Annotated in this window: 21 protein-coding genes; 2 read left to right on the top strand and 19 right to left on the bottom strand. The window is 62.8% G+C overall.

The window, feature by feature from the left end; all coding sequences use genetic code 11:
- Nucleotides 1-46: 46 nt before the first annotated feature.
- The 10 genes from TO66_RS00945 to TO66_RS00905 form a co-directional block, all read right to left on the bottom strand.
- Complete coding sequence (locus tag TO66_RS00945) at nt 47-364, bottom strand: HNH endonuclease (protein WP_052506089.1); 318 nt, start codon at nt 362-364, stop codon at nt 47-49.
- Complete coding sequence (locus TO66_RS00940; protein WP_044460553.1) at nt 361-1,593, bottom strand: phage portal protein; 1,233 nt, start codon at nt 1,591-1,593, stop codon at nt 361-363. The genes TO66_RS00945 and TO66_RS00940 overlap by 4 nt, the downstream gene beginning before the upstream one ends.
- Entirely contained in the window at nt 1,590-2,111 is a 522-nt protein-coding gene (locus TO66_RS00935; protein WP_044460552.1) for an HK97 family phage prohead protease, read from the bottom strand. The genes TO66_RS00940 and TO66_RS00935 overlap by 4 nt, the downstream gene beginning before the upstream one ends.
- Nucleotides 2,111-2,698 carry a tail assembly protein gene (locus TO66_RS00930; protein ID WP_044460551.1) on the bottom strand — a complete coding sequence of 196 codons (588 nt, stop codon included), beginning with the start codon at nt 2,696-2,698 and terminating at the stop codon, nt 2,111-2,113. The genes TO66_RS00935 and TO66_RS00930 overlap by 1 nt, the downstream gene beginning before the upstream one ends.
- Nucleotides 2,695-3,903, bottom strand: a complete 1,209-nt coding sequence (locus TO66_RS00925; RefSeq protein ID WP_044460550.1) for a phage major capsid protein — start codon at nt 3,901-3,903, stop codon at nt 2,695-2,697. Before TO66_RS00925 ends, TO66_RS00930 begins: the two co-directional genes overlap by 4 nt.
- A gap of 279 nt (nt 3,904-4,182) precedes the next feature.
- On the bottom strand, nt 4,183-5,094 hold the full coding sequence (locus TO66_RS33800; protein ID WP_044460549.1) for a hypothetical protein: 912 nt from the start codon (nt 5,092-5,094) through the stop codon (nt 4,183-4,185).
- Nucleotides 5,095-5,127: 33 nt separating this feature from the next.
- Complete coding sequence (locus tag TO66_RS00915) at nt 5,128-5,889, bottom strand: hypothetical protein (protein ID WP_256242209.1); 762 nt, start codon at nt 5,887-5,889, stop codon at nt 5,128-5,130.
- Between the two features lie 109 nt (nt 5,890-5,998).
- Nucleotides 5,999-6,322 (bottom strand): hypothetical protein, encoded by a 324-nt coding sequence (locus tag TO66_RS00910; protein WP_044460547.1) that lies wholly within the window; start codon nt 6,320-6,322, stop codon nt 5,999-6,001.
- On the bottom strand, nt 6,319-6,450 hold the full coding sequence (locus TO66_RS33795) for a hypothetical protein (protein ID WP_256242206.1): 132 nt from the start codon (nt 6,448-6,450) through the stop codon (nt 6,319-6,321). The genes TO66_RS00910 and TO66_RS33795 overlap by 4 nt, the downstream gene beginning before the upstream one ends.
- Entirely contained in the window at nt 6,447-6,647 is a 201-nt protein-coding gene (locus tag TO66_RS00905; RefSeq protein WP_044460546.1) for a helix-turn-helix domain-containing protein, read from the bottom strand. The genes TO66_RS33795 and TO66_RS00905 overlap by 4 nt, the downstream gene beginning before the upstream one ends.
- A 122-nt stretch (nt 6,648-6,769) precedes the next feature.
- Here TO66_RS00905 and TO66_RS00900 point away from each other — a divergent pair, with 122 nt between their 5' ends.
- Entirely contained in the window at nt 6,770-7,300 is a 531-nt protein-coding gene (locus TO66_RS00900) for a hypothetical protein (RefSeq protein WP_044460545.1), read from the top strand.
- On the opposite strand, the gene TO66_RS00895 is transcribed toward TO66_RS00900, so the two are convergent.
- The gene (locus tag TO66_RS00895; protein ID WP_044460544.1) at nt 7,292-8,506 is read right to left on the bottom strand and encodes a site-specific integrase; all 1,215 of its coding nucleotides are present in this window, start codon (nt 8,504-8,506) and stop codon (nt 7,292-7,294) included. The two genes, TO66_RS00900 and TO66_RS00895, sit on opposite strands and share 9 nt — an antisense overlap.
- Before the next feature lie 283 nt (nt 8,507-8,789).
- A complete protein-coding gene (locus tag TO66_RS00890; RefSeq protein WP_044460543.1) occupies nt 8,790-9,047 on the bottom strand; it encodes a hypothetical protein in 258 nt (85 codons plus the stop codon).
- A 462-nt stretch (nt 9,048-9,509) separates the two neighbouring features.
- Between TO66_RS00890 and TO66_RS00885 the strand changes: the two genes are divergently transcribed.
- Complete coding sequence (locus TO66_RS00885) at nt 9,510-10,061, top strand: hypothetical protein (RefSeq protein ID WP_044460542.1); 552 nt, start codon at nt 9,510-9,512, stop codon at nt 10,059-10,061.
- Between the two features lie 11 nt (nt 10,062-10,072).
- Here the strand turns inward: TO66_RS00885 and TO66_RS33585 are convergent, their stop codons facing one another.
- The 7 genes from TO66_RS33585 to pgaC all read right to left on the bottom strand — a co-directional run bounded on the left by TO66_RS33585 (nt 10,073) and on the right by pgaC (nt 16,110).
- The gene (locus tag TO66_RS33585; protein WP_177330384.1) at nt 10,073-10,249 is read right to left on the bottom strand and encodes a hypothetical protein; all 177 of its coding nucleotides are present in this window, start codon (nt 10,247-10,249) and stop codon (nt 10,073-10,075) included.
- Nucleotides 10,250-10,331: 82 nt separating this feature from the next.
- Nucleotides 10,332-11,054, bottom strand: a complete 723-nt coding sequence (locus tag TO66_RS00875; protein WP_044460540.1) for a hypothetical protein — start codon at nt 11,052-11,054, stop codon at nt 10,332-10,334.
- A complete protein-coding gene (locus TO66_RS00870) occupies nt 11,051-11,632 on the bottom strand; it encodes an RNA polymerase sigma factor (RefSeq protein ID WP_044465912.1) in 582 nt (193 codons plus the stop codon). The genes TO66_RS00875 and TO66_RS00870 overlap by 4 nt, the downstream gene beginning before the upstream one ends.
- Before the next feature lie 37 nt (nt 11,633-11,669).
- A complete protein-coding gene (locus TO66_RS00865) occupies nt 11,670-13,412 on the bottom strand; it encodes a VWA domain-containing protein (protein WP_044460539.1) in 1,743 nt (580 codons plus the stop codon).
- A gap of 89 nt (nt 13,413-13,501) precedes the next feature.
- Nucleotides 13,502-14,062 (bottom strand): YbhB/YbcL family Raf kinase inhibitor-like protein, encoded by a 561-nt coding sequence (locus tag TO66_RS00860; RefSeq protein ID WP_044460538.1) that lies wholly within the window; start codon nt 14,060-14,062, stop codon nt 13,502-13,504.
- A gap of 192 nt (nt 14,063-14,254) precedes the next feature.
- The gene (pgaD, locus tag TO66_RS00855) at nt 14,255-14,761 is read right to left on the bottom strand and encodes a poly-beta-1,6-N-acetyl-D-glucosamine biosynthesis protein PgaD (protein ID WP_044460537.1); all 507 of its coding nucleotides are present in this window, start codon (nt 14,759-14,761) and stop codon (nt 14,255-14,257) included.
- Nucleotides 14,761-16,110 carry a poly-beta-1,6-N-acetyl-D-glucosamine synthase gene (gene pgaC, locus TO66_RS00850; protein WP_044460536.1) on the bottom strand — a complete coding sequence of 450 codons (1,350 nt, stop codon included), beginning with the start codon at nt 16,108-16,110 and terminating at the stop codon, nt 14,761-14,763. Before pgaC ends, pgaD begins: the two co-directional genes overlap by 1 nt.
- Nucleotides 16,111-16,112: the final 2 nt, after the last annotated feature.

Raw genomic sequence — 16,112 nt, 5'->3', positions numbered from 1 at the left:
TAGCGAAGAAAGAGCAGGTCGGGGGCGGTCTAGCTCCACGCGGTTCCTAGTGATCTTTTGGCTTGTTCCAGTGGTGGTTCGGGTCGAGCGGGATACCGCGCACGTCGCACCCCAGGAACACCTTCTTGCCCATGTCATGGGCCGTCTTGCGGCTGTGGCATTCGTGGCACATGCCGGTCAGATTCTCACGCCGGTTGTCGTCGCCATCGTTGTTGATGTGGTCCACGTCAGTGCTGGCCACGTACTGACCACGGGCCAGGCACCAGCGGCACAGTGGTTCCTCGGCCAGCACCTGGGCACGCAGGCGCTGCCACGCCGCACTACCGAGGGGAATCACCCTCGTCTTGGGCTTGTACCTGCTCACGCTTCTTCTCCTTCGCCTGGCGCTGCTTTTCCTCCAGGTGGGTTCCCAGCACCCGCACCCGGGGCTTGATCATCTGGAGTCTTGGTTTCTTGCTCATCATCGATACCTTCTACGGTGGGTAGGTTTTCCATGCGGCGGACTTCGGATCGCAGCAGCCATCCGTCCTCGACACCACGTTGATAGAACTGCGCACGGTTGAGACTATCACCGCGCAGCAGGCCTTCCACGTTGTGCTCAGCAAAGAAGCCATTGCCCAGTAAGGTGCGGTTGATGGCCTGCTCCCACGCGACCAGATGGCGGCGCAGGGTGTGCGTAACGAAGTACCGGCCCAGCTCCACGGCGTTGGAGTAATTGGCCTCGCGCAGATCACCGATCAGCACGGGCGGTACACGGAACAGGCGGGCCACTTCCTCGACCGACAGGCGCCGGGCCTCGATCCACTCGGCATCCTCCAGGGTCATGGATACCGCGCTGTACTTCGCGCCTTGGGGCAGCACTGGGGTCTTGCCGTGGTTGTTCACGCCAGCCTGGCCAGCCGCCCAGCTCTCACGAATCTGCGCGGCCTGTTCTTTGGTGGTGCCGGGTGCTGTCTCGATCACGCCCGACAGCTTCGTGCCCTGTTCGAACATCTTGGCGCCGTGGGTACGTTCGGCCAGCGCCAGCCCGAGGGTGTCCCTGGCCACCTGAATAGGGCTGCGCCCGAGCACACCGTCTTCGGTGTGATAGCGGATGTGCAACATCTCGTCGGCGGTCAGTCGCTGGAGCTTCCCGTGGCGGTCGGTGTACTCGTAGACCAGGCGCTCGCTGGCCGGACTGCGCAGGATCGACACGCTGTCAGGGTTGACTGGTTCCAGTGCCTGTACGCGACCGGCGCCACTCCAGCGGATGCGAGCATAGGCATTGCCGCGCAGCAGGATGTGGCGTTGCAGTTGCTCGCGGAATTCCAGGGCGGTTTGCCACTCGTTCGGGGCGTCGTGCAGCAGCGCGTACAGGGGATGGGTACGGGCCTTGTCGCGCCCGTCATCGGTGCGGCGGTACACGTCAAGCGGCAGGCTGCCCACGCTCTCGCTGATGGCCGCGACAGCCGCGTATACGGCACTGATCGACTCGGCGGTCTGTACCGTGATGTTGACCCCTGCCGAGTTACCGGCCTGGCTGAACTGGTCGAAGTACCGATCATAGGCCGGGGTGTTGTTGGAGCGCGTGAACAGGCGGAACAGCTTTTTCACCGGATGCACTCCAGGAACTCAAGGTATCGACGGGCATTGGCCAGCGCCAGCATTGGCTTGCGGCTGCGCACCGATACAGTGGTGGTCGGGTAGGCCGGATTCGCCGTTATGGTGATTTCGTGCAGGTCCACGTCCTGCAGGCTGCGCAACTCGCCTTGCCAGTCCTCCTTCACCGGCACGAAGCCGAATGAGCACCCGGCCACGTCGCCGCGCCTCACCAGCTCGGACAGGTCGCGGCCCAGGCTGGTGTCGGGTAGGTCCAGCTCGAAGGCCAGGCCCACGTCATCCTCAGTAAGGCGCAGGGTGCCAGCTCCGACACGGCCCAATAGGGCTGCATCGTCGTGCTCGTAAACGGCACGGATGCTGGCGGCGGCTGGGCCTGCAAGGGAGCGCTTGAAAGCCCCCGGTAGGATGATTTCGGTAAAGCCCTCGATGGGCGCTGGTTGTCCGAAACGGGCGGCATAGCCGAACAGCGTCCGGCCCTTCCGTTCCAGGCTTGCGGCTACTCGGCGCTCCATCAAACCTTGTCCTCTGCGTAGATCGACGCGGAGATGATCGCGCCACCCCAACGGCGGTGTCCGATGCAGATCGGCACCGGCAAGCCGCTGGCGGTAGTGTTTTTGGCGCTGCCAAAGGCGTACGACGGAAGGTTTTCAGGCGCACCGCTTTGTGCCAGCCCCTTGGCCTGCGGGCTGAGCATCTGGATGACACCGCCAGCAACCAACGCGACCCCTGGGCCATAGGTGGCGCCGCCCGTGAAAGGCCCTGCGATGAGCAAAGCGACGCCCACAATGGTCTGCAGCAGGCCGGCGCGTTTGCTTCCCTCGATCACAGGCACGAAGCGAAGCTCGCGAGCACCGCCAAGCCCAAGTTCTTCCTCCTTGATGTTCTGGCCGTTCTTGAAGATCGCGAAGCGAAGCCCACGGCTCTGCGCCTTGGCCAACTCATTGGCGAATCCAGGATGATTGACATCCATGGCCTTCACCGCTTCCCTGGGGTCGCCACGGTCCAGCACGAAATGGTGCTCCTTACCAAACAGGCGGCGCAGGAATCCGCACAGGATGATTTTGGTCTTAGGGGTGTAGTCGATCGCCAGGGCAGTCATGGTTGCGCCTCCGAAGCAACTACGAAGCCTTCGGGGTGGCGCACGGCGGTGTCGACAGTGGCCATCGCACGGACCTGCACACCGCCGCGGCTGTAGGCCGGTTCGGCGTATGGGTTCACCAGAATGTCCACTTCGGACCAGACGCCCAGCATGACCTGGCTCCAGTCGCCCAAGATCAGCTTGCCAGTCGGGACGTTCTTCGATGCCGCCAGCGCCAGGTTGGCCAGCGTGCCGTTGTCGTACAGGAAGCCACTGCCAGACCCGGCCACCTTCTCGGTGCTGCCCAGGATGGTGCGGATCGCGGCGGTGGTCAGCCAGCGGGCGTTGGTGATGTTCACGTCATCCAGTTTTTCCAGCAGCGCCAGCACCTCGGCCCAGGTGGCGGGCATGTCGGCGGTCTGGATGCCGGTGGTGTTCAGTACGCCCAGCGGTTCACCAGCAGCGCCGCTGCCGTTGATGATGGCGCGGTCGATCTGACGGGCGATCAGGAACGACAGGTCTTCGCGTACCAGTTGCTCAATGCCTGGCGACGATTGCTGCAGGAGCTGGCGCGACATTTCGGTCTTGCCGCCCACATGCTTCGGCGTCAGGGTCACACCGTCGAACGACATTTGGCCCTCGGGCACGGCCTGGCCCTCAGTAACCCAACCGGTTTCCAAGCCGCTGCCGAACTTGGGCACACTCACATTGCCCACCAGGCCGGTCAGGGTGCGGATGCCCAGCGAGCGCGCCAGCAACGCCTCACGCAGCGGGCCGATGTACAGGTCAGCACGGTGGTCGGTGCCCACCAGCTCGGGCGCGGTCGCGGTGGTGTTGGCGCGGCGCTCCAGGGCGGCGAACGGCACGAATGCGCCCTCAGCCTTGCGACCGGTGCGGCGTTCGGTTTCCTGGGTGTATTCGCGCTCGGCGCCGTCCAGTTGGCGGCCTTCCATCTGCGCACGCAGCACGCGGATCACGCTGACGCGCTTCTCCAGGTGCTCAGGGGTGTCGGTGGTGGCGGGAGCGGCGGTGCGCTTCTCCAGATCGGCCAGGTGTTCATGGCGGGTGATCTGGTCGGCCAGCGAGCGCTCTTCGGTCTTGAGGGTGTCAAACTGGGTGGATTCGTCGGCGGTCAGGTCACGGCCAGCAGCGGAAGCGGTGTCCACCAGCTTTCTCATGCCTTCGACGGCGGCGGTGCGCTTCTCGCGCAGTTCGTGAAGTTTCATCAGGGAAAAGTCCTGTGGATGGGGTTTTCGAGTACCCACCATAGGCCTGTTTTCCTTGTCAAAACAGTGGCTTACCGTTCGACTGATTGAGGCTATGTCCTGTTGTGTATGGGTGTATCTATAGGGACATTGAGGCTTGAGAATTTCCGATGAACGGTCATCGTCTCGCCTCGATGTCTCGGTGCGGTTCCTCCATTGGGGTGGATACTGAAAGGCTCTGTACGCCAGGGCTGGCGAGGGGTGTAGCTGAAACTGCGTGTTTCGTGTCTCGGGAATGTCTCACCCAATCAGGTTGTCGATGATGCGGTCACAATCCTGGCGATGATCGGCGCGACCGCTAATGCTCAGGTACCGCATCACGGCCTTGGATTCGTCCTTGTGCCTGGGCCGTATCTGCGCCAGCAGCTCGAACACAAACCAGTCGCGGGCCGATGCCTCCGGGGCCGGATCGCCCGCATACTGCTCACAGGCATTGCGCAGCCAGTACAGATCGCTCCAGTACTGCAGCTCGTGGATGCAGTCGCTGAGCGTGTTGGGCATCTGCTCCGGCCTTGCCCTGAACCTGGCGGCTACCTCGGCCTTGTCCAGGTCGAAGCCGTCACCGAGTGCCAAGCCATCGAGCGCCGATTCGCAGAACAGCTCTGCATCGGTCAGGCTGAATATCCGGTCGCCAAACCGCGCACGCGCCTCAGTCTGCCGCGCCAGCTTCTGCACCGACGACTTGGCCAAGCTCTCAAGGTTGCCCAGGTCGAACGACGACAAGGCCGCAAACATGTTGTTAGGGTGCTTGGCCTGGAGCCAGGACCGGTACCGCAACTCCAGCTCCTTGAATGGCGTCTTGATGCGCTTGGCTGCCTCCATGGCGGCGTCGATGTGCGCCGGGTGCCCAGTGCTGACCACCTCGCGCAGCCACAGCAGGGCGTCCACGTCACGGTCGCCTGTCACGGCCTGCTGTTGCGGTAGCTCCTGAACTGCCGGGGATGTTCCAGCAGTGACCTGCATCGGCGGCAGGGTGAACAAGGCCCGCTGCACAGGGTTGTCACGAAACGCACCCGAGCGGCTGACAATGGTCTTCACGGTACCGAGCGGCACACCAGTCATCTGCGCCACCTCCCGGAATGAGTGGCGGCGGCGCAGTTCGATGATGCGGGATCGCTCGTAGTCTGAAACCCCGTGTTTCGATGTGCTCACTTGGAAACCCCCGGTTTCGTTTGAAGTGGTGGATCAGGTCGAGCTGTAGGCATCGAGCCATTCGTCCATGGTTTGCTCTTGTGGTGGTCTATGTGTAGGGATTGGGGTATTGGATGGGGTCTTGTATTCGCACCTTCTTGTTAACTTGCTTTCGTGGTTTGAAACGCACGTAGTTTGATTTCGCTGTAAGCCGCATGGTTCCTGGGCTGGAGCGGATTCCTTGTCCGGCACTCTTGTCCGGGAATTGTCCGGGAGTTGTCCGGATTTTGTCCGGAAGTTGTCCGGCAAAATGGCCTCCCTGAATTGCCCCACGGTTAGACCGACAGGCGCCAGGCTGCCAGCGTCTATGCGGTCGCCAGTCAGCGCCCCGGTGAACAAGATGCCGCGAAGCTTCCCCATGTAATCGTGCATAGCCGCCAACCGCCGCGGGAAAGGCAGGCCGGTACCCAGCCAGAACCTGTAGAAATGGCTGCGCTTACCGATGCGGAACTGTCCCTTGGGTAGGGGCGTGCCAGCCTTGGCGCTGGCAGTGTTGCGCTGACGCGTCAGATCGGCGTTGAACACCGCATAGGCAGATTGCCCAGACACCACCGACACGAACCGAAGCGTGACGCCAGCACTGCGGGTTTTGCCGTAGTGCCCTGTCGAATAGTCTGTGTACTCAAACGCATCCATGCCCACCGCCATCAGGGCCTCGCGACACAGCCCGGCCCTATTGGCGGCGATCCACTCAGGCGGCACGGGCTTGCCGCTCGCCGGTTGAATGACGAGCTGCCCACGCTCAATGCTCACCATGTCTCCACGGCGAAGTAGTTTTGCGGCTAGGCATTCCATTCAGGAACTCACAATCAGGCGCAAAGGGGTCGATCTGGAATCGACCCCCTGCAGGGGGGGCGGTGGGTTGTCAGGCTGCGCTGCGCGTGCCAGACTTGCCCCCGATATTGCATTCCCGTGCCATGTCTTGACCCTTGCGGCGCTGCAACGCCGCTTGGGCCTCCTTCTCTTCCTCCTCGATCCTTTCCGTGATCCACTCGCTGCGAGCGCACAGCTCTTGCGCGACGATCTTCAAGCCCATCATCAGGCCGTCGATGCGGTACTCGTTCAAGAACTCAGGCTCTTCGGCGTGCTGCGCAGCCACGTTGTCTTGGATCAGATCGGTGATGACCTTGGCGAAGATACCGGCCTGCAGCATCAGCTCGGCATTGTCCTCTGCTATCTGACGGTTCATGCGGTAACTACCTCTACACGTTGGGCGCCAAGCTGGCGCAGGGTTTCCAGATCGACCAGGCGGGTGCTGGCCGGGAGGTGAAGCGTGCCCAGGACTTTCTGGGCACTGCCGATGATGCGGATGGTCATCGGGCGTTCTCCACAGCCACGCGATTGATGTACGTCTCTAGTTCCTTGGCCAAGATCATGCGGCGACGACCGATCTTGAAGCTGGGTAGTTCGCCACGGGCGACGATCTCGTAAAGCATCGAGCGGGCCACGCCGATCACGCGGGCAGCGTCGTCAATGCCGAGGGCAAGGGGTTGCAACTGCGGGGTTTGGGTCATCTGTATAAAGCTCCAGTTGTGTAAACCTAACGTCCGGACGATACTGGACGGTGTAAACACTATATTTGTAAGTAACACGCGATGCAAGCCATCGCGTTGTAAGCTATTCCTGGGAGCGATGAATGGCAAACCGATCAAAAAAAGCTGTCCTCTCCGCTCGGATTGACCCGTTTCTGAAAGCCGGGCTCGAGCTCGCAGCGACCACCCAGAACGAGAAAATCGTGGCGTTGCTGGAATACGGCATACAGGGTGTGCTCAGCACGACAGTCGTTGATGATCCGTTTGGAGATAATCCAGACGACAAAACCTCCTTCATCTTGTTAATGGAAAAAATATGGTCAGAGGATGAGGTTGTTTATAAGTTAAGAGTTGGCGGGCTAGGATTTAAATATGCGGAGCTTGAGACGGTAGATGTGGCGACTTTGGTTTCGAATGATGACTACTTCAAGGGCGAATTCAAGCTATTCGGTGATTTGAAAGTTAATCGCTCGAAAGTAAACTATATGCCAGACAACATAAGTATCGACTTAGAACTGGTTCGGGAGGAATGGAGCACCCTGAATGAATACGTGAAATTCATTCAGAGAAATAAAAGCCTGGACGTTAATTATCACAGCTTTAAAACAATGATAAAAAACAACAAGTCAAATTAGTTCGACGGCGGCAGCTTTGCTGTCTGGCGCGAGGTGCGCGTAACGCAGCGTCATGGCTATGTCTGAGTGACCCAGCAGCTCCCGAACGGTGTTGAGCGGCACGCCAGCCATGACCAGCTTTGAAGCGAAGGTGTGGCGCAGATCGTGCCACCGAAAGCCGTCGATCTTCGCAAGCTTCAACAGGCCATCCCAGCTCTTTTTCACATTGTCCAAGCGCCCACCTTCTTTGCCTGGGAATACATACCCGGCTTTTCGGGTATGTTGATCGCGCCAGCACTGTAATACTTCAAGTGCTTCCTTGTTCAAGGGTATATGGCGCGTCTGTCCAGACTTAGAAGTTTCGCCCTCTACGGTCAGCACCTTCCCCTTGAAGTTGATATCAGCCCATTGCAGGTTGAATACCTCGCCACGGCGCATGCCGGTATTGATGCTGAGCAAAACTAGGGGTTTCAAGTGATCCGCGAAAGTTACCTCGCGCAGGTCTTGCATCAATTCCTTATTGCGTTCTTTGCGCCACATGTTCGCACTATCGCGCTCGGCCCTGATGCCCTCATCCCGCGTATCCATGGCCTGGCGCAGATCGGCCAGTTCCTCGGTCGTCAGGAAGCGGATACGGCCCTTTCGGTCGGTCTTGAGGCGGCGCAACTTGGCCAACGGGTGCTCAGGCAAAACGCCCCACTCGACAGCCCGGCTCAGCAGCCCCTTGATGCGCTGGATATTCCGATTGGCTGTCGCGGGCGTGTTTCCCCCGTCCACCCAGGACACGCGCAGGCGCTCGACACGGCGGTGGTCGATCTCTTCAAGCTTGAGGGGAAGTAGATCGGCGAAGGCCGACCGGATGGCACGCACGCTGTTCACATGGTCGCGGTGGTGAACCCTGGCCCAGGGCTCGAATTGCTCCACCAGGAAAGCTTCCAGGGTTGGCATGCTCGCGCCAGCGCGGGCCTGGGACACTGCCAGCGGCTCGCCATGCTCATGAGCCTCGGCAAGGTACTGCAGCGCCTCCTTGCGCGCTCTATCGAGCGTCAGCACGCCTACACGGCCCAGGGTCTTCTTCTTGCCCCTGGCCCAGCGAACGACATAGCTCTTGTGGCCCGCTGCCGTGACACGGACAAACAAGCCGCTGACGGTGGTATCGTGGACTTCGTAGGTGCTGCCGGTTGTCTCCAGGCCGCCAAGCAGGGAGAGGGTCAATTTCGCTTTCATGGGTGCCGTGGGTGCATAGTGGGTGCAAATTTCACTATACGGGCCATCATCGGAAGACACAACCGGACAGGAAAGCCCCGTATTTACTGGGAGTAGCCCATAAACGCTGGACTTCCTTTCACGCTCCGAAGGCAGGGGTCGTGGGTTCGAATCCCGCCGAGTGCGCCAGACAGAAACCAAAAAGCCCCAGGTCGAATGGCCTGGGGCTTTTTTGTGTGTTTGGGAGATTGCAGAAGCAGTGGATGCGCGACTGACAACTGCTGACATCAAGGCTGTATGAGGTTCACTCAACACCTCGTCGCACAACCTCCAGCAAATCCACCCCCTCCCTGAGCAGCAAATAAGCAGCGCTGGTCAGCCGATAAAGATCGCCATCCTCAATACCCTTGATCGTCACCGAGGTAAGGCTTTCCAAAAGATCCGTCCCTGCCTTGATCCGTTGATGGGCACAATCCAGCACATGTGCCAACGGCTCATCGCTATCGATCAGCAGAACGGGGCAATCAGGAAAATTGGTTTGCAGCGGTATGTATTTCGACATGACAGGCCATCCTAACTTGGGTAAGAAGGCTGCCGATCTCGTCGCCAAACGAGTGGGTGGCAGCCGTACGCGGGTTGGCGAACCGGTAAGTTAGTAAACCCGGCAGACCCGAAGGTCTCCCGCGCACAGCCGCCATGGATCGCCATTGCCCGCACCAAAATGCACGCGCAAGGAGTCGATGACGCGACTGCGCCTAACTTTAAACGGATCGCCAAATCCGGTCGCTGATTTTTCAGCAACAGGAAGGACTATAGGGATGGCAGTTCAGGAGGAACAAGGCGGATTGGCTGCATTGGTTGTGAGGTATTTCGCTTCTTGGTGACGCCTTTTCTTGCTCATCACGCAATCCGAAAACCCCTTAGATGTCCGCGCTCATTTTTGCGATGATGCCACTCAGACATCACTCACCCGCTCACCACCGAGCACCGCCCATTTCCCCCCGTTCACGGAAGACCGCCCCGCATGAATATCTCCAACCTCTCCAGCAACACCGCGCCCTCTCACCAGGCGCGTTACTACTACGGGCCCAACTACAAGAAAATGACCCTGGCGGGCCTGGTCTTCGGCGGGCTTTCGCTGTTCGGGATATTTGGCACCCCCAGCGAGAACAGCAGCATGATCCGGCTGATAGAAGCCCTGGGGCTCAATGGTCATCTGGTCCTGCAACTGGTCGGGGTCCTGGGCCTGGCCATGACGGTCGCCGTCGCCGGCTCGCTGATTTTCCTGCGCGGCGCCGGCAACCGCTATGTGGTGCTGACGGACAAGAAGCTGTTCGCCCCGGTCAGCAACTTCAGCTCGAAAACCCGCGAAATCCGCCTGATCAATATTTCGGACCTCGAGCTGGTGGAAGTCTTCAACCAGCGCTTCATCCGCGTCACCCATGCCGACGGCAAGATGGAACTGGTGGAGAACATGTTCAAGAACCCGTCGCTGTTCCACGACTGCTATGAGGCGATCGCCCTGGCCATCGACAACAAGGGCCAGAACGTGAAGCGCGCCCCCGCCCGCAAGTGACGCGCCAGGCCTCAGCCTGGTGTCTGTCGATCCTGGTCGGCGGCAGGCTCGGCCGGCTGTTCGTCTTCACGTTCTTCTTCGGCCTCCAGCAGAAAGTCCTTGCGACTCTCCTGGATGGCCTGGCGGATATCCGCGCCCTTGGTCGGGCAATTCAGCAGTGCGGCGATGCGGTCGATGCGTGGCGCCATGGCCAGCCTCTCACTTTCAGGAAAACTGCCGCGATAGTGCGCGTTTTCGCGGCTCCCGGCCATTACTGGCGCGCGTTTATCGTCAGTGCGGCTGCAAGGCGCGCAGGCGCTCGCTGATGTCCTCGTCGGGGAAGCGTTGCCGGAGCGCGTCGAGGTATTGCTCGGCGAGCGCGTCCTGGCCGGTCTGGCGCAGCCGCAGTACCTCGCGCAGCACATCGTCGAGCGGCGTCTGTGCGACCCGGTGTTCGGCCTTGGCCCTGGCCGAGAACGACGCCAGGTGCCCCAGCGACTCCTGGGGCTCGGCGTCGAACGCCGGGGGTTCCAGGGTCAGCGGCAGGCCCGCCACCGGCGCCGCCGGGGCGGGTGCCGACAAGGCACCGCCAGCCGCCTGCGGCTTGGCGGCCAGTTCGAGGCGAGGCGACGCCGCGGCTGCCGACTCCTCCTGGACAGCGTCTGCGGCCGTGGACTCGACCTGGCGTCGCGCCAGTTGCGGAGCGGAAGCCCTGGCCACAGGGGCCGGTGCGGGCGCAAACGCCTGGCTGGGCGCCGGCTCTGGCGCACGCTGCAACACGCCCAGCAGCAGAGTCACGCCGAACAGGCCGGCGAACGCCACCTGCCAGCGCGGCTGGCGGCAGGCCGCGAACCAGCGTTGCCACAGCGAAGGCCGGGGGGCCGGGGCTTCGCGCCGGGCCGTGGCCAGGATCAGCGTATCGAGGCTGGCTGGCGGTTCGGCCGGGCTGTGCCGGCGAATATGTTCGAGCAGTTGCTCTTCTTCACGGGGGGGAAGCGATCGGGCGTCAGTCATGTGAGTACCTCCTCGGCCAGGAGCCGACGCAGTTTTTTCAGCGCGTAACGGAAGCGGCTTTTTACCGTTTCCAGCGGTGTGTCGGTAAGGCTGGCGATCTGTGGCAACTCCAGTTCGCCGTGGGCGCGCAGCAAGAACACTTCGCGCTGGTCGGCGGGCAAGACTTGCAGCGCCGCATTGATGCGTTGCTGCTCGCGGCTCAGGCTCAGGTGCTGCTCCGGGCCGTCGGCGTCATCGGCCCGCTCATGCAATTGTTCGTCGTAGCTGTCGTGCACGGGATGGCGGATGCCCTGTTTGCGCCAGTGATCGATCAGCCGGTTGCGCGCGATCTGGTACAGCCAGGTGCGGAAACTGGCCCGGCCCTTGGGCTCGCTGGCGGTGCGGATCAGGCTGAGCCAGGTGTCCTGGTAGATCTCGTCGGCCAGCTCGGCCTTGTCGCACAGGCCCAGCAGAAACCGGTACAGGCCCTGGCGGTGACGCTGGTAGAGCACCTCGAAGGCGGCGCTGTCGCCCGCGCGATAATGCGCCAGCAGCGCTTCGTCGCTGCTGGCGGATGCTGACCGGTTCACCGCAGGCATGGTCGTGCTGAACTCCTTCTGGTGGTGGGTCATGACATTACTCACGGCGGCTCAACGCCTCCCCGGAACGCCCCGGCTGCTTCACCGGAACGGCCTGGGCCCGCAGGCTCTGCGCCAGTTCCGCCAGTTGCACGAACTCGCCACGCAGGCCGAAACGGTCGTCGCCCCTGGCGCCGCGTGCCAGGGCCACGGTGTCCTCGAGGCCAAAGTCGCCGGTGTAGCGACCGTCCTTGAGCTGCTGGGCGAAGGCCGCCACCGCTGCGGCGAATCTTAGATCATCGCTGGCTGCGGCGAGCGACTCGCGCTGCTGCGAGGCCAGGATCGGCCGTTCGAGCAAGCGGCTGCTACCGCCCTGGGGCGCCTGATAGCGCACCCGCAGCATGGCCAGTTCATCGGCCCTGGCGCTGGCGGCCGGCGCCTTGGCCTGGCCGTAACGCAGCGGCTCCAGCCAGCCCTTCTCACCCACCGGGACAATTTCATACAGCGCCGTGACGGTATGCCCGGCACCGATTTCCCCGGCATCGACCTTGTCGTTGCTGAAGTCTTCACGCTTGAGCGCGCGGTTCTCATAACCCAGCAGGCGGTATTCGCTGACCTGGGCCGGGTTGAATTCCACTTGCAGCTTCACGTCCCTGGCCACCACCGCCAGGGTCGAGCCGAGCTGGTCGACCAGGACCTTGCGCGCTTCGCGCAGGTTGTCGATATAGGCGTAGTTGCCGTCGCCGGCATCGGCCAGTTGCTCCATCAGGTGTTCGTTGTAGTTGTCCACGCCAAAGCCCAGGGTGGTCAGGGAGACCCCGCTCTTGCGCTGCTCGACGGCCATCTGCCGCAGGCTGTCGAAATCGCTGATGCCGACGTTGAAGTCGCCGTCGGTGGCCAGCAGGATGCGGTTGATGCCGTTCTTGATGAAGCCCTGGCGGGCCATCCGATAGGCCAGCTGGATCCCCGAGGCGCCGGCGGTGGAGCCGCCCGCGGTCAGTTGCTCGATGGCCTCGCGGATCTTCGCCTTGTCGCGGCCGGAAGTGGGCTCCAGCACCACCCGCGACTCGCCGGCATACACCACCAGCGATACCCGGTCCTGCTCGCGCAGCTGGTCCACCAGCAGCTTGAGGGTGCTCTGCACCAGCGGCAGGCCCTCGCGGCGATCCATCGAGCCGGAGACATCCACCAGGAACACCAGGTTGGCTGGCGCCAGCTCGGCCACCGCGCGATCGGAGGCCTTGATGCCGATGCGCAACAACCGGGTGTGAGGGTTCCACGGCGACGGCGCGATCTCGGTGGTCAGGCCAAAGGGCGAGCCATCGCTGGGCAAGGCGTAATCGTAGGGAAAGTAATTCACCAGCTCTTCCAGGCGCACCGCGCCTTCCGGCGGCAGGCTGCCCTGGTTGAGCAGGCGCCGGACGTTGGCGTAGGCGCCGGTATCGACGTCGACGCTGAAGGTCGAGACCGGGGCCTGCGCCACGCTGTGGATCGGGTTGTCCGGCAGGTTGCGGTACTGCTCGCGAGGTTCGCTGCGGTAGTCGGCGGCCAGCGACTCATGCTCCCGTATCACGCTCGGCATCGGCGCGGCGGCCTTGGTGCTGTACCCGGCGAGCACCACATCGGCACGCCGGATCTCGGCCGACGCCGGCGCGGCGACCGGCGGTTGCGGCGCCTGTGGCGCGGGAGTCGCGCCAGCGCGGTTGTCCGGCGACGGCTGGCCGCACCCGGCCAGGGCCAGCAGCAACCCGGCGGCGCAACCCTGGACGGCGGGACGAAGGTAGAGCGGAGAAAGGAACATGGGGGCTGACCTCGGGAGAAATTGATCCATTCCCCCCTTGAGACGAAACGCCTGGGCGATTCGGGTTAAGCCCCGGAAAAAAATTTCGCTTAGCGCAGGTAGCGCCGTACCACGCTGCTGTTGCGCAGCACATGGCCGTTGATCTTCTCCAGCAACTGGGCGCGGGTCAGGCCGGCCGGCAAGGCGTCGGGCGCCAGTTCCAGGGCGTAGATCTGGATGATGTAGTGGTGCGCGCTATCGCCCACCGGCGGGCAGGGGCCGACGTAGGTGGTGGTGCCTTTGCTGTTGGTGCCGCCCAGCCCTTCCAGGGTGCCCTTGGCGCCCACGCCCGCGGCGATCTGCCGGGTCGTGGCCTTGATCCCGTAATGCACCCAGTGATCCACGCCCTGGCCTTTGGCGCCGTCGGGGTCGTGCATCACGATGGCGTAGCTGCGCGTGCCTTCGGGGCCGGGGGTCCAGGCCAGGGCCGGCGACTGGTTATGCCCGCCGCAGCCCTTGGCGTCGCTGGCGCTGGCCGGGGTGAACAGACGGTTGTCCGAGACCCCGGGCACGTTCAGGGTGAAACGCTCCTGGGCCTGCACCGGCGCGTGCAGGCCCAGCAGGACAGCGCTGGCGGCCAGCCAGGTGGAGAAAGAGGCAAAACGGGACATACGCGAGCACCTTTGCGAATGGGTTCATCGGAGCCAGAGGACTATAGCCGCACGAAGAAGCATTGCCATCGAGCGATACCGGAGCTGATTGAGCTTGAGTCGCGGCGGCTTGTAAACGAAAAACCCCGGATTTTTTTCAAGCTCCGGGGCTTTTTCACGGTTACGCCGGCCGGGATCGGTGCCCGGCACGGCCTAGGTCTTGCCGTCTTCGCCCGGCAGGTGGATGACGCGCTCCAGCGGCTCCGGCATCAGCGGCGGATGGGGCTGGTCCGGCGTGGCGATCCGAAAGAACTTGGTGGTGACGTGGCTGATGCCGCCCTCTTCGTCGTTGTGCACGATGATGGTCCCGGGCTGGCGCATCTGGGCAAAGGTCTCGTCGCTGAGCTTGAAGCGTTCGCTCAGGCGCTGGTTGTCCACCACCGGCGCCGGCAGGCGCGGCGGGTATTTCCGGTGGCGGCGCTGGCGATAACGCGCCCAGGAAATCAACAGCACCGCGTTGATCACCGCGACCCAGGCATAGAACTGCAAGGTGGTCAGGGCATCGAACAGGCTGACGTTGATCCGCGGCCCGGCGTGGCTGTCGACCATGGGCATGAGCCCGCGGGCCAGCAGGTACACCAGGCCGATCCAGGCCAGGATAGTCAGGACCACGTCCACCACCATCAGGAACGGACGCTGGCGGGTTCGGATGATTTTCATCAGCGCACCTCCTCTTCGTCTTTTCGCGGCTTGATGCCGCGGTCCGGGCTGACCCAGCGCGCGCGCTTCTGGTGCTCGCCGAACAGCACCTTGGGAAAGCTCACCAGGGTGGTGAGCAGGCTGACGAACCAGAACACCAGCGGGTACCAGACCACCCAGAACATGGTTTTCCCCAGGTCCTTCTCGTAACGCCGGTCGATCAGGATGCTGACCACGAACTGGCCCAGGCAGACCATCGCCAGGACCATCCCGGTGAAGGCCGGCGGCATCAGGCGGTCCACGGCGATGGCCGCGGGCATGGGCACGAACTGGCCGACGGCCCAGAAGATCACCGACAGCAGGAAAGTGAAGGCCCAGCCGGTGGACAGGCAGTAGTCGAACAGCAGCGTCCACAGGTAGCGGTGGCGCCATTCCCAGATGCTGCGGATGTTCTTGAACAGCACCTCGGCGCCGCCCTGGGCCCAGCGCAGGCGCTGCTTCCACAGGCCGCGCAGGGTTTCCGGCATGAGGATCCAGCACAGCGCCCGCGGCTCGTAGAAGATGTTCCAGTGGTCGAGCTGCAGCTTCCAGCTGATGTCGATGTCCTCGGTGATCATGTCCGGGCTCCAGTAGCCGACGCGGTGCAGCGCCGTACGCCGGAAGGCGACAATCACCCCGGAGACGGTGAAGACCTTGCCGAACACCCGCTGGGTGCGCTTGATCAGGCCGATGATCGACGAGAACTCGCCGACCTGGACCCGGCCCACCAGGGTCGAGCGGGTCCGGATCCGCGGGTTGCCGGTCACCGCGCCCAGGCGCGGGTTGTCCAGCATCGGCGCCACCAGATAGGCCGCCGTGTCGGGCGCCAGCAGGGCATCGCCGTCGATGCACACCAGGTATTCACTGCGGGCCGCCACCGCCCCCATGCGCAGGGCCACGGCCTTGCCCTGGTTTTCCGCCAGGTGCAGCACCCGCAACCGCGGATCCTGCAACGCCAGGGCATCCAGCACTTCGGCGGTGTTGTCCTTGGAGCCGTCGTTGATCGCGATGACTTCGATGTTCGGGTAGTGCTGGGCCAGCGCCGCCTGGATGGTATCGGTGGCGTTGTCGCCCTCGTTGTAGCAGGGGATCAGGATGCTGATCAGCGGCTCGCCGGCCAGCGGTGGCGGCAGGGTGTTCTCGCCCCATGGCCAGTGGCGTTCCCAGTGCATCCAGAAATACAGGCCGCCGGCAATCCACAGGCCGGACATGAACAGCGGGTAATAGAACACGAAGTCCATCAGGAACTGGCCGGTCAGCAAGAAGATCAGGCCCAGCGGCACCCCGAGGACAATCGCCAGAACGAACAGGGCTAACACTCGATCCCACATGA

It is taken from the genome of Pseudomonas sp. MRSN 12121, assembly GCF_000931465.1.
Taxonomy (GTDB): domain Bacteria; phylum Pseudomonadota; class Gammaproteobacteria; order Pseudomonadales; family Pseudomonadaceae; genus Aquipseudomonas.
This window is presented reverse-complemented; position numbering and strand designations above follow the sequence as displayed.